Origin of the sequence: Streptomyces xanthochromogenes (genome assembly GCF_014650455.1) — a bacterium.
Classification (GTDB): domain Bacteria; phylum Actinomycetota; class Actinomycetes; order Streptomycetales; family Streptomycetaceae; genus Streptomyces; species Streptomyces xanthochromogenes.
In genome coordinates this window covers 599,332-613,667 of sequence record NZ_BMUZ01000002.1, presented here as the reverse complement: position 1 = coordinate 613,667, position 14,336 = coordinate 599,332, and the positions used below count along the sequence as shown (strand labels likewise).

Here is a 14,336-nt window from a genome sequence, read left to right as displayed (position 1 = left end):
ATGCCCGTACAGCCCTCCATCCCGTGGGGGGGATCTCATGCACGACATGGTCAAGGGTGCCAATGTGGGCCTGGCGGCGCTCAGCGAGAACGCCGACTCCGTCATCGTGAGTCTGAGCTGGAGCAGCCCGAACGGTGAGGGCGATGCCGATGTCTCCGTGCTGCTGCTGGGAGTCGACGGCAAGGTACGGGGCAACGGGGACTTCTACTTCTACAACAACCCGGCCGCTGCCGACGGCACGGTTCAACTCCTCGGCCCGGCCCCGACGGAGAACGGCAGCGAGGACAGAATTCGGCTCGACCTGACGGCCATTCCTGACGGGGTCGACCGCGTCGTCATCGCCGCCAGTCGTCATCAGCGGGCTCATTTCGGCGAGTTGGAGAACCTCAGGATCGGCCTGACGGACGGTTCGGGCGAGGAGATGCTGCGCTTCTCCATCACCGATGCCGAAACGGAGAGCGCCTTCGTCTTCGGTGAGATCTACCGTCGCGAGGACGCGTGGAAGTTCCGCGCCATCGGCCAGGGCTACGACTCCGGCCTCGCCGGTCTCGCCACCGACTACGGCATCGAGATCGATGAGGACGACGACCAGGACAGCGAGGCGGACCACCTTCAGGATCGAGCACCGGGCGCCACCGACGCCACGGACATGGGCGGCCGCACCGCTGCCGCCATCGAGACGGCCGTCTCGACCGGCGTGTCCGACACAGCGGTCGGGCACCGGACGGACGCCCGTGCCGCGGCTCTCGCCTCGGTGCCCGTACAGCGCTCGGCCGAACACGTCGCTGCCGAGCAGGCCACCACCCCGCCCGCACGCCGGCTCCGTACCGCCAAGAAGAAGGTCACCCTGCCGAAGGCGCCCAAGCCTTCGCTCGCCGAGAACGACGCGTGGCGCAGCGCCCGGTTGTTCCCCGCCTCCTCCCTCAAGAGCGACCGAGAGCGCGAGATGCGGGCCACGTCCGTGCTGCTCGCCGTGATGACCCAGGTACCGGAGTTCGGGCGGCGTCTCACCGCCGCCTTCGGCGCGCCCGCCGGGCGGATGGAGACCTTCACCGAGGTGTCGCTTCCGCACGGCGACAGCCCGAAGCGGCCCGACGGAGTCATCCGCGTGGAGCGCGCGGGGAAGCTGTGGACGGCCCTCGTCGAGACCAAGACCAACGGCAACGCCCTCAAGAGCGAGCAGATCCAGGCCTATATGGACATCGCCGCCCGTCGGGGCTACGAGGCGGTCATCACCCTCTCCAACGACGTTGCCCTGGAGGGAAGTTCACTGGTCGAGGTGAAGACCGACGGGCGGCGCAAGCACAAGGTAGCGCTGTGGCATCTGTCCTGGGCCGAAGTGACGCATCAGGCGCAGCTCCTCATCCGGCACGAGGGCGTACGCAACGAGGCGCACGCCTGGCTCCTCCAGGAGTTGCTGCACTATCTCCAGCACGACAACTCCGGCTGCCACGGCTTCCAGAACATGGGCCCCGCGTGGGTCCCGGTGCGCAACGGGATCGACGAGGAGACCCTGTCGCCGGGGGATCCGCGAACCGTGCAGGTCGTCGAGAGCTGGGAGCGGCTGATACGCCAGGTCTGCCTGCGACTCGGCGGGGAACTCGGCACGAAGGTGGTGCCGGTGCAGCGGGCCAAGCGCGGCACCGATCCGCAGTCGCGCCGGGCCGAACTGGCTGCTCGGCTCTGCGTGGACGGACAGCTGCGGGCCGAGATTCGCATCGAGGGAGCGCCCGGCATCGTGGGTGTCGTCGCCGATCTGCGGATGGGGAGGCTCAGGACATCCGTCGAGATCTCCGCACCCGAGCAGGGATACCCGCTGAGCTGGGCCAAGAAGCTGATGAAACAGCTGGGTGAGGCACCGGCCGATCTCCATGTGGAGACCCTCCTCGAAGGGGAGACGGTCGGTCCGCGCGGCACCCTGGAGAAGCTGCGCCCCGAGCCCGGCGATCTGTTGCCGAAGGGGGCCGAGCGGATCTCCGGGTTCCGGCTTTCGCTTTCCAAAGGCGTGGGCAGTACGCGCGGCAATGCCGAGACCGGTTTCATCCGCGGGGTGGACGCGGCCGTCGACCTCTTCCACTCCAGTGTGGTCACTCGGCTGGAGCCGCCACGTCCGGCGCAGCGCCCCAGGGCGGCCGGGGCTTCCGCCTGACGCGCCGGGGTCCGTCGAGGCTCCTCGGCTCCGGCTCTCGGCGTCACGCGCCCAGCCGGGCCGTGAGGGCGCCCACCGGGTCCGGGTCGGGGGTGCCGCGGGGCCACCAGTCGTCCCGGCCGGGGTCGGACTCGTAGCCGTACCAGAGGCCGTCGCGGCCGTAGCGGAGCTGGGTGGTGGGGGTGGAGAGGCGGTTGCGGCTGGGGCGGAAGTCAGGGAAGCCGGCGGCGGTCAGCGCGGGGCGGGCCCGGTCGAAGGGGCCGGCCGGGGGGTCCCAGGGGGCTTCGAGGACGGCGAGGGCCTCGATGCCGCCCTGGCGCCAGGCGGCCACCGCGCGTGCGAGGTCGCCGGGGGTGCGGTCGGTGGCCCGGCTCAGTGAGGTGTAGAGGGCGCGGGTGGCCGAGGTGAGGCCGGAGCCCGGGTGCGCGGCGGCGAGGCGGACCGCGTCCTGCCAGGTGGACAGGGGGGCGATCGGGTCCTCTGCGGTGACCAGGAGGGTGTGGGCGCGCAGGGCCGCCTCGGTGGCCAGGAGGTCGAGGGACAGCGGGTCGGGGCCGCCGTGGACCTCGGGGAAGGCGGGCGGATGGCCCGGCCGGGCCGGGGCGGGGAACGGTGGCGGCAGCGGGGGGAGGGTGCGCGGCTGGACCGCCGTGCGGGCCTGGACGGTGGGGAGTTGAGGTGGCGGGGCGGCCCGCTCCACAGCCATGCGGGTGGCGTTGCGCCGGGTGAGCGCGGCGAGGACTTCCTGCTCTCCCCGTCCGCGCATGAGGAGCAGCACGAACGGGTCCTCGTCGAGGAGGCGTGCGGTCTGGTAGCAGAGTGCCGCCGCGTGCTTGCAGGGGTAGCCGTCGTCGGGGCAGGAGCAGTCGGGGATCAGATCGCCGTAGGCGGGCAGCAGTGCCGCCTCGTCGGCCAGCGCGTGCGGCAGGTCCTTGTCGAGGAGGGCCGCGATGTGGGCGGGCTCCCGGGCGGCGGTGTCGAGGAAGTCCTCCCACGCCTGGTCGGGCAGGGTGCGCAGCCGTAGCTCGGTGCGGTAGGGGCGGGGGCGGGAGCCGTGTACGTAGGCGGTGATGCGGCCCGGGGTGACGGTGATCGCGTCGACCTGGCCGGCCTCGGCATAGGTACGTCCGCGCGCCAACCGGGCGGCGTCCAGGGCGAGTTCCTCCAGGGCTTCCACCCAGGCGTCGCCCCACCAGGTCCCGGTGCGCTCCGTGCGGGCGCCGAGCGCGGGGTAGGTGCGGCGGCGGTCGTCGTGGCGGGGGGTGCGCAGCGGCGGGCGGGAGTTCACGGGGCCCTCCGCAGGGAGATCAGGTCGGCCAGTTCGCGGTCGGTGAGTTCGGTCAGGGCACTCTCGCCGGAGCCGAGGACCGCCTCGGCCAGCCGGCGTTTCTGTTCCAGCATGTCGGCGATGCGGTCCTCGACGGTGCCTTCCGCGATGAGGCGGTGGACCTGGACCGGTTGGGTCTGGCCGATGCGGTAGGCGCGGTCGGTGGCCTGTTCCTCGACGGCCGGGTTCCACCAGCGGTCGTAGTGGATGACGTGGCCGGCGCGGGTGAGGTTGAGGCCGGTGCCGGCGGCCTTGAGGGACAGGATGAAGACGGGGACCTCGCCGCTCTGGAAGACGTCGACCAGGCGGTCCCGCTCGGCCACCGGGGTTCCGCCGTGCAGCAGTTGGGTGGGCACGCCGCGGGCGGTGAGGTGGCCGGAGAGCAGCCTGGCCATCGCGACGTACTGGGTGAACACCAGGACGGAGCCGCCCTCGCTGAGGATGGTGTCGACCAGTTCGTCGAGCAGGGCCAGCTTTCCCGAGCGGGCGGCCAGGCGCGGGGCGTCCTCCTTCAGGTACTGGGCGGGGTGGTTGCAGATCTGCTTCAGGGCGGTGAGCAGTTTCATGATCTGGGCGCGGCGGGCGATGCCTTCGGAAGCCTCGACGGCGGCCATGACCTCGCGGACCACGGCCTCGTACAGGGCGGCCTGTTCGCGGGTGAGCGGGACCGGGTGGTCGGTCTCGGTCTTCGGGGGCAGTTCGGGCACGATGCCCGGGTCGGACTTCTTCCTGCGCAGCAGGAAGGGGCGGACCAGCCGGGACAGGCGCTCGGCGGCGTCGTCGTCCTCGCCGTTCTCCACCAGGCGGGCGTGCCGGGCGCGGAACGCCTTGAGGGGGCCGAGCAGCCCGGGCGTCGTCCAGTCGAGCAGGGCCCACAGCTCGGAGAGGTTGTTCTCCACGGGGGTGCCGGTGAGCGCGATCCTGGCCGGGGCGGGGATGGTGCGCAGTGCCTTGGCGGTCGCCGAGAACGGGTTCTTGACGTGCTGCGCCTCGTCGGCGACCACCATGTTCCAGCGGTGGGCGGCCAGTTGGGGGGCGCTGCCGCGCATGGTGCCGTACGTGGTGAGGACGAAGCCGCCTTCGCTGCCTTCGAGGCTGCGGCTGCTTCCGTGGAAGCGGCGCACCGGGGTGCCCGGGGCGAACCGGGCGATCTCGCGCTGCCAGTTGCCGAGCAGGGAGGCCGGGCAGATCACGAGGGTCGGTTCGGTTCGGGCGCGGCGCAGGTGCAGGGCGATGACGGTGATCGTCTTGCCGAGGCCCATGTCGTCGGCGAGGCAGCCGCCGAGGCCCATCGACGTCATCATCTCCAGCCAGGCCAGGCCCCGGAGTTGGTAGTCGCGCAGCGTCGCGTGCAGGCCGGGCGGCTGCTCGGCCGCGGCGGGGCCTTCGAGGAGGCGGTCGCGGAGCAGCGCGAGGGCCCCGGCGGGGACCGCCTCGACGCTCTCGCCGTCGACCTCGGCGGTGCCGGTGAGGGCGACGGACAGCGCGTCCACGGGGTCGAGGAGCCCCAGGTCGCGCTTCCTGGCCTTGCGGACGAGCTCGGGGTCGGCCACCACCCACTGGTCGCGCAGCCGCACGATCGGGCGGTGGGATTCGGCGAGGACGTCCATCTCGGCGTTGGTGAGCGGCTCGTCGCCGAGCGCCAACTGCCAGTTGAAGGAGAGCAGTTCCCCGGCGTCGAAGAAGGAGGTGCCGTCGGTGGCCGAGCCGGGTGCCGGGCGCACGACGGCGGTGGCGCTGAGGGCGCGGGCCAGTTCGCGCGGCCAGTGGACGGTGACGCCCGCCGCGGCGAGCCGCGCCGACGCCTCGCCGAGCAGCTCGTACAGCTCGGTCTCGGTGAGCGGCAGCACATCGGGGACGGCGCGCTCCAGGAGCAGCCCGAGCGGCGCCCAGACGCGGGCGGCCCGGCGCAGGGCGAGCAGTGCGTCGATCCGGGCGCGCGGCCCGAATGCCTCGACTGCGGCCCGCGCACGGCCTGTTGACGCGCTCGCGCGGCTGGGTCCACGGCCTCGGGCGGACCCGGACGGGTCCTCCTCGGCGCCGTTGTCCGACCAGAGGCGGGCGGCGTCGACGACCAGCGTGGGGTCGGCCAGGCTGTGCACCTGGACGATCGCCGAGCCGGCCCGCCGGGCTTCGCCCTCCTCGTCGGACGCCGTGTCGAACAGCTCGAACCCGGACAGGTCCAGGCGCAGCGAGACCCGGACGCCCGCGTCCATCCCTGCGGCGGCCTCCGCTGCCCAGGCGCGGGCGGCCGGCAGGTGCTGGGCGGTGGCGGCGGCGAAGGGCGCCCCGGCGGCGGCCGCGGCGGCCGGGGTGCGCGGCAGGCTGTCCGCGACCGCGTCGAGGAAGGCCCTCACCAGGGCCTGGGGGTCCGGGAGTTGGAGGGCGCCGCGGCCGGGGACGGGCACCCCGTACGCCTCGTGGGGCATGGCCGCGGCGATGGCCCGCAGCTGGGCGATGTCGTCGGCGTCCAGCGGGCCGGCCCGCCAGGCGTCGTGGTCGGTGGAGGTCAGGCCGGGCAGCAGTCTGCCGCGCGCGACGAGGTGCAGGGCGTGCAGCGCGGCGGCGCCCCAGCAGGCGGCCGCCGGGTGTGCGGCGGGGTGGTGGCGGGCCCGCACCAGGGCGGGAAGGGCCTCGGTGACCGGCAGGACGAGGGCGGCGACCTTGCGGCTGCGGGCGCCTGCGCCATGGCGGCGCACCACGGTCAGTTCGGTCACCTCGGCGCCGGGCGGACCCTGGGGCGCGGGGCCCTGCTCCGGGTCCCAGAAGGCGACCCGGCCCTCGCGGGGCAGGCCGGCGGGCAGGAACACGGCGGCGGCGCTCACCGCGGGCCCCTGGGGCGCGGCGCCCGTTTCGTGCGCAGCCCCGCCCCTGCCGGGGCCGGGGGGCCGGTGGGTGCCGGGGAACGGTTCGCGACGGGCGGGCGCGGGGCCGCGCGGGGCCACCGGCGCCCGCTCCTCGGGGTGCCACATCGGTGTCGGCCGGTTCACCGCCGGTCACCTCCTTCGTCCGCACGGTCGTGGTCCGTCGCGTGGACCGCGACTGGTCTACGACCTTACGGGCGAGGTCTGACAACGGGCCCCACGGCCTCAGCGCACCCCCTCCCACAAGGCACGTTCTTCGCCGCGGGGATCGGCCTCGACGCCCGGCAACGTGTCGAAGACCCTCGTCGTGCGGGTCTCGCGTTCGTACGGCGCCCAGCCCGGCTCGCCCGTCTTCGCGAAGGCCACCCAGGCGCCGTGCATGGCGTCGGCGAGGGCCTGCGGGGGCTCCTCGCCGATGACCGGGGTGTAGGCCGGGTCGTCGAGCCGGTCGAAGACGTAGGCGAGCTCGGAGGCGTGGCAGGCCCCCAGCCGGCCGTCCAGGGCCGGGGAGCGGCGGGCGAACTCGTACACGTACGAGCCGGGCACGGCCTCGGCGAGGCGCAGCGCGGGAATCCGGTAGAACCAGTCGGTGGTGACCGCGTCGAAGAGTTCGCCGGGCACCGCGTCCGGGCGGCGCTCCGCGTACACGGGCAGTGCCTTGTCGGGGTCGAGTCCGTACGCGGCCGTGGCCTCGCGCAGCTTGGCCGCCGGCAGCACGTCGAGGCGCTGGGTCGGCACGAGGAACAGGCGGTACTCCTCGCGGTTGGTGCCGACGAGGATGTCCACGCCGCAGTCCGCCGAGGGCAGCGGCAGTGCGTCGAGGACGGGTTCGAACGGCATCATGTTGAGCGCGGCCTCGCCCCACAGCGCGGGGTCGGGGCGGGCCCCGACCTCGCCGCGCAGCTCGGCCTGGGCGGGCAGCAGCTCCTCCAGGGGGATTTCGGCGAACTCCTCCGCCGTCGCGCCGATGCCCAGCTTCTCGGCGAGCCGCCCGGTGATCAGCTCGGCGGAGGCGGGCCGCAGGAAGTGGTGGGCGGCGCCGCTCTGCAGGATCGCGCGCCGGAACAGGCCGCGGGCGCGGGGCATCGAGAGCAGCGCGCCGATGCTCATCGCACCCGCCGACTCGCCGAACACCGTCACCTGACCGGGGTCGCCGCCGAAGGCCTCGATGTTGTCGCGGACCCATTCCAGCGCGGCGATCTGGTCCAGCAGGCCGCGGTTGTCGGGCCGGTCGGGCAGCCGCAGGAAGCCGTCGGCGCCGAGCCGGTAGTTGATGCTGACGTACACCACGCCGTCGCGCGCGAAGGCGCTGCCGTCGTACGCGGACGCCGATCCGGAGCCGTTGGCGAAGGCTCCGCCGTGGATCCACACCATCACCGGCAGGCCGCCGCCGGGGGTGGGGTGCGGGGTCCAGATGTTGAGGTTGAGGCAGTCCTCGCCCTGGAGTCCTTCGTCCGGGATGAGCACGTCGAAGGGCGGCGCGTAGGGGGCCCTGGGCACGCTCGGCCCGGGGGTGAACGCGTCGCGCACCCCGTCCCAGGAGGCGGCGGGTCCCGGTGCGCGGAAGCGTGCCTCCCCGAAGGGGGGCGCGGCGAACGGGATGCCGAGGAAGGCGGCCACGTCGTCGGCGACGAGCTTGCCGCGCACCGCGCCGTGGCGGGTCGTACGGACGGGTTCCATCAGGTTCGTGCGCCTTCCGACAGGGTTTCGAGCAGTGCCGCGCCGAATTCCCGGGGACGTTCGACATGGACCGCGTGCCCGGCTCCGGGCACCGCAATCTCTCGTACCCTGCCGCCGGCCCGCGAGTAAAGGCCCAGTGCGTGTCGGGTCTGGGCGAGCATCGGCTGGGCCGGGGTGCCGTCCCAGCCGGGCAGGGCGCCGGTCGCGCCGAGGTGGGCGAGGTCGAACAGGGAGGTGTCGGAGACGATGACGTCGTCCTCTCCCCTGATCCACGTCACCGGTGGCAGCACGGGCAGCGTGTGCAGGTCGTCGACGCGGAAGTGTGTCGGGGCGAGGCAGTTGAGGACGCCTCGGCTGCCGGGGGCCACACCGGGCCAGGTGTCGCTCGCCGTGCTGTCTCCCGGATAGTGGTCGTCACCGACCCGGGTCGTCAGCATGGAGGCGACGAGCTCGTCCTCGCGGGCGGGGCGCGCCGGAGGCTTGACGTAGCAGGTCGCGAGGACCTGACGGGGCGAGAGCGGGGAGCCCTCGCCGCGGTCGCCCTCGCGCAGCAGCCGTACGAAGTCGGGGTTGGCCGTGCCGCCTCCGGAGCCGGCCCCGTCGGGCGCGTTGAGCAGGCCCTCCTCGCCGTGGGTGCCGCCGAAGCCGTACGGCGAGACCGGGTTGACGAGGGTGAGCGACGCGATGGCGGACGGCCGGTCCCGCAGGCACTGCAGCACCACGCCTCCGCCCATGGACCAGCCCACCAGATGTGCGCGGGCCACCCGGAGGGCGTCGAGGAGCGCCGCGAGGTCGTCCGCGTAGTCGCGAAGTCCCCGGGTGGCGTCCACCGGCAGCGGGTCGGTTCCGCCGAAGCCGCGCAGGTCGACCGCGATCGGCCGGTAGCGCTCGGGCAGCGCGAGCAGCGTGTCCTGCCAGAACACCGAGGACGAGACGTTGCCGTGGACGAACACGACGGCCTCGCGCGGTCCCTCAAAGCCGGGGCGGGGCCCGGCCTCCAGGATCTGCTGGGTGAGGCGGGCCGTGGCCACCCGGCGGGTGTGCAAGGTGCGCATCGATGGTTCCTCAGGGGAGTGCGAGCCAGGCCGCGACCTGGGCGGCGGACGTGCTGTTCCAGCCGAGTTCGAGGTGGTTGGCGGCCGCCACGGTGGCGGTGGCGCCGACGGTGGCGATGCCGGTGGTGTCGAGCGCGCTGGAGAGGAAGACCACTCCGTCGCTGGGGCCCCTGTTCTCGTTGACGATGCCGACGACGGTCGGGGAGGCTCCCGCCAGCAGGTAGGTGGTGACGGACGCGGGAACCCCGGCGCGCTGCAAAGGTGCCACGAGCGACCCGCTGTCAACCGCCTTCTGGATGCCGTCTCCCGCCGTGTAGAAGCCCTGGCCGCCGTAGTAGGTGGTGTACCAGTCCTGGGCGGACTGGTCGATGCCGTAGACCGAGTCCCAGCGGGCCAACATCTGGCGTTGCCCCGGATAGTCGTCGTATCCGCCGGCCGGCGTCATGGAGTACTCGGGGTGCGCGGTGTACGTGCCGTAGCAGGTCATCCTGGAGTGCGGGGAGGGCGCGTTGATCTTGCCGCCGCACTCGGGCCAGATGGAGAAGTCGTGCGCCCAGCCGTGCGCGTACGGGTAGTCGTAGCCGCCGTTGGGGCCGCCGAGGGTGATCAGCTTCCGTACGTCACCGGCGTACGCCCGCCCCCAGGAGGGCTTCAGGGACGACACGTAGGCACGGGCCGACATCTCGCCCTTGCTCCAGCCGACCAGGTCGACCTTGGTGACGCCCAGCTTGGCCTTGATGGCGGCGACCGCGTCACCGACGGCCTGCGCCTGCATGAGGTTGTCGCCCTGCTTGTGGGCGAAGCCGATGGCGAAGACGCGCTGTCCGCGCGCCGACAGGTACTGCATCAGGCCGGTGGAGGGGCAGGACAGGGCGCCGCAGCCGTAGCCGCCGGACTCCCCCGGGTTGGCCCAGGCCCGGTCCGCGGTGTCATTGGCGCCGTGCACGAGCAGCACGGGGACGGTCTTGGCGCCGGTGTTCCAGCCGGGTGCGGAGTACAGCAGGAAGCGGTCGGACGCCGGGCGCGCGATGCCGCCGAAGTACGTGACGCGGACGCCGTCCTGGTCACCGCGGCCGTCCGGCGGATAGCCCTCGGCGGCGCCCGCCGCGAACCCGGGGGTCGTGTCGCGGAAGCGCTCGACCTTCTCCCAGCCGTTGGTCACGGTGCCCGCCCCGTAGCTCGCCTCCAGCGAGAGGTGAGCGGGATACGCGGCGGGGCCTGCGGCGTTCGCGGTGGGCCCGGCCGCGTTCGCGGTGCCGCCCCCGCCGAGCAGCCCCGCCACCACCGCCACGACGGCGGCGACCACTCCCCACCCGGCACGCTGTCCCTGACCCACGATCTGGTCCCCCTCTGTCCGACTCTGTTCCGACCCTGTTCCGACGACAGTGCGTACCGCGAACGTCACGTCCCTGCCCGCGTAGACGCTAGGCACCGCGCGGCCCCAGCGGTGATGTGTGCGGACCACACAAGAACGTGGGGACGTGTGGGGTCCTGGCTGCCCGGTCGCCCGGGCGGGCTAGCCCGGCGCCGCACCGGATGCCGGAAGCCGGGGCACGGGGCAGGCTGGCGACACTGACCGCCGCAGTCATGCCGTACAGACGAGGACCGCTCATGTCCGTGCCCGCGTCCCAGTCCACCGCCCCGACCTCGCGCCGCCGACGCCAGAGGCGCCTGACGGCCGGGGCCGTGCTGCTCGTCCTCGCCACCACGGCCTGCTCCAGCCTCGGGCGGACGGCCGTCGGCACCGTCTCGTACGCGATCGGGCCCGAGACGGCGGTCACGCTGACCAGCCCGAAGGTGACCGGCTGCCACCGGCTTCCGCCGTCCGGCACGACCCAGGTCTACAACAACACGCTGGTCGACATGATCATGTACCGGACGCCCAACTGCACCGGCAAGGACACCGTCTACCTCGGCAGCAGGCTCGCCAACAACGTGGCCCCCAGGGCCCTGCCGTGGCGCAGCTACAGCTTCGTGCACTGATCCGCTCCCGCTCCGGTACGCCCCCGGCACGCGGATGACGGCGGGCCGGGACCGGCCCGCCGTTCCTACAGCTCGAACCACCCGTGGCCCACGTACCAGTGGCCGCCGTCCAGGAGGTGGCGGGTGACCGCGCGCTGCAGGCCGGTGTGCTGCGAAAGCTGCGCCACGGGCAGCTCCGGATCGCCGAAGACGAAGCCGACGGGCTCACCGTCGGCCGGCTCGTCATCCCGGTAGGCGGCATGGAACAAGCCCTGGAAGTGCACGATGTTGGAGCTCTCCGGAAGGTGGTCGCGCAACTGCTCGTCGAGCAGCCAGGAGTGGCAGGAGGCCACCCGGTAGGGCTCCTCGGGGAAGTGGCGCGCGAAGAACGTACGGGCCCGCCCGATGGACTCGGCACAGGCCTCGGGCGTCAACGGGCCCCGGTAGTCCGGGATGTGGAGCTGCAGACAGGGGTCGCCGGGCTGCGCGCGGAGGCCTGCCTCCCGCATGGCCAGGCTCATGCGCTCGCCCAGGATCGAGCGCTGGAACTGGAGCCGGCCGAGCTGGTAGAGCTCCCCCCGGAAGTGCAGCCGCAGCCAGCCCGGCACGACCAGCCCGCCCCTGCCGCGCCGCCGGTGGTGCAGCGCGATGTGCCGCCCGAGGTCGGCGAGCGTACGGCGGGCGATGTCCTCGGGGATGCCGCGCTCTCGGTGGTGGGCCCGGGTGTACGGGAGCGCGGCGACGGCCACGTACACCGGGAACCAGCGCTCCATGTCCGCCCCCAACCCCTCGGGCAGGGCCGGGAGTTCGGGCCGCATGCCGACAGCGCCGAGGTCCTGGACGAGCAGGCGCGCGGATCGCTCCAGGAGCTCGCCGAGCTCCCGATCGGCGGTGAACCGGGCGGCCAGCGCGGTCAGTTCGTTGATGTCCTCGTGCGGTACGGCGAGGTCGAGCAGCGTCTCGGGGAGGTCGTCGAGGAGCGGCATGCGCGCCACACTAGCCACCCCGCTCCCCGTACACCGCTCCTTTCCGGCCCTGCCCCTCGGCCGCGCGCTCCGGTCCCGGAGCTGCGACACGTCCCGGAGCCGCCTCGCGTCCCGGAGTGGCCTTGCGTCCCGGAGCGGCCTTGCGTCCCGGAGCGGCCTTGCGTCCCGGAGATGCGCCGCGCCGGCTCACGGCATGCGCGTGCTCACGGCATGCGCGTGCGGGGCGGCTCGTAGGGCGGGACGTCACGGCCCGGCTGGTAGTGGGGGCCCTGCCGGATGTGGCGGATGATCATGACGAGATCGACGACGATCACCGCCGAAAGCGCCGCGCAGGCCGCCATCCACCCCGGCCGCCCCTCCAGCGCGAAACCCACGGTGCCGCCGAGGGTCCAGACCAGACCCCAGATACTCAGCCAGAGCCGCATCCGCAGGGGGCTGCGGGCGGTGATCGGTTCGTTACCGGTACGCAGCATGATGATCGCCTCTACAGGGGATGTACCCGCTGAGCCGGACGTGAAAGCCCCGGGCGCCCCGGATCTGCGATGGGGGCCCGGGCGGTCCGTGAGCCCGCGCTACGCGTCCCGCGCGGTTCCCGTCTCGTCGTCGAACCGGGCCGCCGCGAGGTACTCCGGCTTCGGGTCCAGGGCCGCGGCCAGGCGGAAGTGGCGCTTGGCCTGATCGGGGCGGGCCTCGCGCTCGTAGGTGCGGGCCAGGGCGAAGTGCGCGAAGGCGTTGTCCGGCTCGCGCTCCAGGACCAGCTGGAACTCCAGCTCCGCGGAACGGAGTTGGGCCGCCGCGAAGAAGGCGCGGGCCCTCAGCAGACGCGCCGCCGTGTTCTCGGGGTGGGCCGCGATGACCGAGTCGAGGAGCTTCACGGCACCACGCGGGTCCCGGGCGGCCAGGAGTTGCTCGGCCGCGCGGTAGTCGATGACGTGTGTCTCGGGGGTGCTTTCGGCCACGTGCCTGTCCTTTCCCTCGCTGCGCGATGTCAACGCCATGCCCAGCTCCGGTATTCCGTACGCATGCGGGCGCGCTCGCGTGTGCACGCGTCCGCGTCCGGCGTGTACGCACATGTGCGGTCCGGCGTGCATGCACGTGTGCGTACACGCCGAGTAGGCACGGGCGCATGTCCGGCGTGTATTGCACGCGTCCACGTCCGGTCGTACGGCGGCCGCCCGGCCGTTCAGAGCGCGGCGGCCGCCAGGGTCAGGCCGAGCAGCACGATCGCCCCGCCCGCCGCCATGAACGCGCGGTCCAGGGCGGTGCGTTCACGGCCCAGGACGACGACGGTGCGCGGATCCGCCGGGTCGTAGGAAAGCCGTACGCTGCTGCCCGGCGGGAGCGGCTCGCGGCGACTGGGCGGGACCGGCGAGGGGAGTTCGAGCACCTGGCCATCGGCCGTCTCGAACTGCAGCAGGGGCCGCGCCGAGCCCTGCGGGGCGGGTTTCACCAGCGCCCACGCGTGCCCTCCGGCCCGCTCGGCACGCCGGGTCTCCCGCAGCCCGTACGCCCCGGCGAGCAGCGCCACCAGACCGCCGATCACCGTGAAACCCGCCAGTACGAAGAGCACGGTCGGATCGTAATCCGCGCCGGTCCCGGACGGCGGGCCAAGTCGGCAAAACCCAGCTTGATGAGGGAATCCCTACGGTTCGCTTACGCGTCGAGGGCCCCGAGGGCCGCCTTGCCGGCCAGCTGCGTGGCGGGTCCCCCCTACCGGCCCGCCCGCTCCACCAGCTCCGCCCACACCTTGCGGACCTGCGGTTCCAGGTCTTCCAAGGGGCCGTCGTTGTCGATGACGAGGTCGGCCACGGCGAGACGCCGGTCGCGGTCGGCCTGGGCGGCCATGCGGGCGTGTGCCTCCTGGGGTGTCATGCCGCGCAGACGCACGAGCCGGTCGAGCTGCGTCTCGGGGGCCGCGTCGACGACGACCACCAGGTCGTACAGCGCCGCCAGGCCGTTCTCCGTCAGGAGGGGGACGTCGTGGATGACCACGGAGTCGGGCCCCGCGGCGGCTTCGAGCTCCGCGGACCGCGCGCCGACCAGGGGGTGCACGATCTTGTTCAGGGTCGCCAACTTGTCCGGGTCGGAGAACACGATGGCGCCGAGCCCGGGGCGGTCGAGGGTGCCGTCCGCGGCGAGGACGGCGGGGCCGAACGCCTCGACCACCGCTGCCAGGCCCTGAGTTCCGGGCTCGACGACCTCGCGCGCGATCCGGTCCGCGTCGATCAGTACGGCTCCGTAGGAGACGAGCAGCCGTGACACTTCGCTCTTGCCGGCGCCGATACCGCCGGTCAGGCCCACCTTCAGCATGAG

General features: G+C 73.2%; 12 protein-coding genes. 2 read left to right on the top strand and 10 right to left on the bottom strand.

Annotated elements, in window-relative coordinates; genetic code table 11:
- Nucleotides 1-37: 37 nt before the first annotated feature.
- Nucleotides 38-2,149 carry a TerD family protein gene (locus tag IE267_RS06580; RefSeq protein ID WP_373304477.1) on the top strand — a complete coding sequence of 704 codons (2,112 nt, stop codon included), beginning with the start codon at nucleotides 38-40 and terminating at the stop codon, nucleotides 2,147-2,149.
- A gap of 43 nt (nucleotides 2,150-2,192) precedes the next feature.
- On the opposite strand, the gene IE267_RS06575 is transcribed toward IE267_RS06580, so the two are convergent.
- The 5 genes from IE267_RS06575 to IE267_RS06555 form a co-directional block, all read right to left on the bottom strand.
- Entirely contained in the window at nucleotides 2,193-3,437 is a 1,245-nt protein-coding gene (locus tag IE267_RS06575) for an SWIM zinc finger family protein (RefSeq protein ID WP_189762397.1), read from the bottom strand.
- Nucleotides 3,434-6,448, bottom strand: a complete 3,015-nt coding sequence (locus IE267_RS06570) for an SCO1167/SCO6262 family helicase (protein ID WP_189762511.1) — start codon at nucleotides 6,446-6,448, stop codon at nucleotides 3,434-3,436. The genes IE267_RS06575 and IE267_RS06570 overlap by 4 nt, the downstream gene beginning before the upstream one ends.
- Before the next feature lie 117 nt (nucleotides 6,449-6,565).
- Nucleotides 6,566-8,020: a carboxylesterase/lipase family protein gene (locus tag IE267_RS06565; protein ID WP_189762396.1), complete on the bottom strand. Its 1,455-nt coding sequence runs from the start codon at nucleotides 8,018-8,020 to the stop codon at nucleotides 6,566-6,568.
- Nucleotides 8,020-9,075 (bottom strand): alpha/beta fold hydrolase, encoded by a 1,056-nt coding sequence (locus IE267_RS06560; RefSeq protein WP_189762395.1) that lies wholly within the window; start codon nucleotides 9,073-9,075, stop codon nucleotides 8,020-8,022. The genes IE267_RS06565 and IE267_RS06560 overlap by 1 nt, the downstream gene beginning before the upstream one ends.
- A gap of 10 nt (nucleotides 9,076-9,085) precedes the next feature.
- Nucleotides 9,086-10,411 carry an esterase/lipase family protein gene (locus tag IE267_RS06555; protein WP_205380385.1) on the bottom strand — a complete coding sequence of 442 codons (1,326 nt, stop codon included), beginning with the start codon at nucleotides 10,409-10,411 and terminating at the stop codon, nucleotides 9,086-9,088.
- A gap of 275 nt (nucleotides 10,412-10,686) precedes the next feature.
- On the opposite strand from IE267_RS06555, the gene IE267_RS06550 reads away from it, so the two are divergent.
- A complete protein-coding gene (locus IE267_RS06550; protein WP_167154005.1) occupies nucleotides 10,687-11,058 on the top strand; it encodes a hypothetical protein in 372 nt (123 codons plus the stop codon).
- Nucleotides 11,059-11,123: 65 nt separating this feature from the next.
- Here IE267_RS06550 and IE267_RS06545 read toward each other — a convergent pair whose 3' ends face one another.
- The 5 genes from IE267_RS06545 to coaE form a co-directional block, all read right to left on the bottom strand.
- Nucleotides 11,124-12,023 carry an acyltransferase domain-containing protein gene (locus IE267_RS06545; protein WP_189762394.1) on the bottom strand — a complete coding sequence of 300 codons (900 nt, stop codon included), beginning with the start codon at nucleotides 12,021-12,023 and terminating at the stop codon, nucleotides 11,124-11,126.
- 203 nt (nucleotides 12,024-12,226) lie between these two features.
- Nucleotides 12,227-12,496, bottom strand: coding sequence for a DUF6343 family protein (locus IE267_RS06540; RefSeq protein WP_161246423.1), 270 nt, complete (start codon nucleotides 12,494-12,496; stop codon nucleotides 12,227-12,229).
- A gap of 99 nt (nucleotides 12,497-12,595) precedes the next feature.
- On the bottom strand, nucleotides 12,596-13,021 hold the full coding sequence (locus IE267_RS06535; protein ID WP_161246421.1) for a tetratricopeptide repeat protein: 426 nt from the start codon (nucleotides 13,019-13,021) through the stop codon (nucleotides 12,596-12,598).
- A 185-nt stretch (nucleotides 13,022-13,206) separates the two neighbouring features.
- Nucleotides 13,207-13,593 carry a DUF3592 domain-containing protein gene (locus IE267_RS06530; RefSeq protein ID WP_161246419.1) on the bottom strand — a complete coding sequence of 129 codons (387 nt, stop codon included), beginning with the start codon at nucleotides 13,591-13,593 and terminating at the stop codon, nucleotides 13,207-13,209.
- Nucleotides 13,594-13,733: 140 nt separating this feature from the next.
- On the bottom strand, nucleotides 13,734-14,333 hold the full coding sequence (coaE, locus tag IE267_RS06525; protein WP_189762393.1) for a dephospho-CoA kinase: 600 nt from the start codon (nucleotides 14,331-14,333) through the stop codon (nucleotides 13,734-13,736).
- Nucleotides 14,334-14,336 lie beyond the last annotated feature (3 nt).

Excerpts from the sequence above, each read along its gene's own strand:
- IE267_RS06580 (WP_373304477.1), top strand. The coding sequence starts at position 38 with ATGCACGACATGGTCAAGGGTGCCAATGTGGGCCTGGCGGCGCTCAGC.
- IE267_RS06570 (WP_189762511.1), bottom strand. The coding sequence starts at position 6,448 with ATGTGGCACCCCGAGGAGCGGGCGCCGGTGGCCCCGCGCGGCCCCGCG.
- IE267_RS06565 (WP_189762396.1), bottom strand. The coding sequence starts at position 8,020 with ATGGAACCCGTCCGTACGACCCGCCACGGCGCGGTGCGCGGCAAGCTC.
- IE267_RS06560 (WP_189762395.1), bottom strand. The coding sequence starts at position 9,075 with ATGCGCACCTTGCACACCCGCCGGGTGGCCACGGCCCGCCTCACCCAG.
- IE267_RS06550 (WP_167154005.1), top strand. The coding sequence starts at position 10,687 with ATGTCCGTGCCCGCGTCCCAGTCCACCGCCCCGACCTCGCGCCGCCGA.
- IE267_RS06545 (WP_189762394.1), bottom strand. The coding sequence starts at position 12,023 with ATGCCGCTCCTCGACGACCTCCCCGAGACGCTGCTCGACCTCGCCGTA.
- IE267_RS06540 (WP_161246423.1), bottom strand. The coding sequence starts at position 12,496 with ATGCTGCGTACCGGTAACGAACCGATCACCGCCCGCAGCCCCCTGCGG.
- IE267_RS06535 (WP_161246421.1), bottom strand. The coding sequence starts at position 13,021 with ATGGCGTTGACATCGCGCAGCGAGGGAAAGGACAGGCACGTGGCCGAA.
- coaE (WP_189762393.1), bottom strand. The coding sequence starts at position 14,333 with ATGCTGAAGGTGGGCCTGACCGGCGGTATCGGCGCCGGCAAGAGCGAA.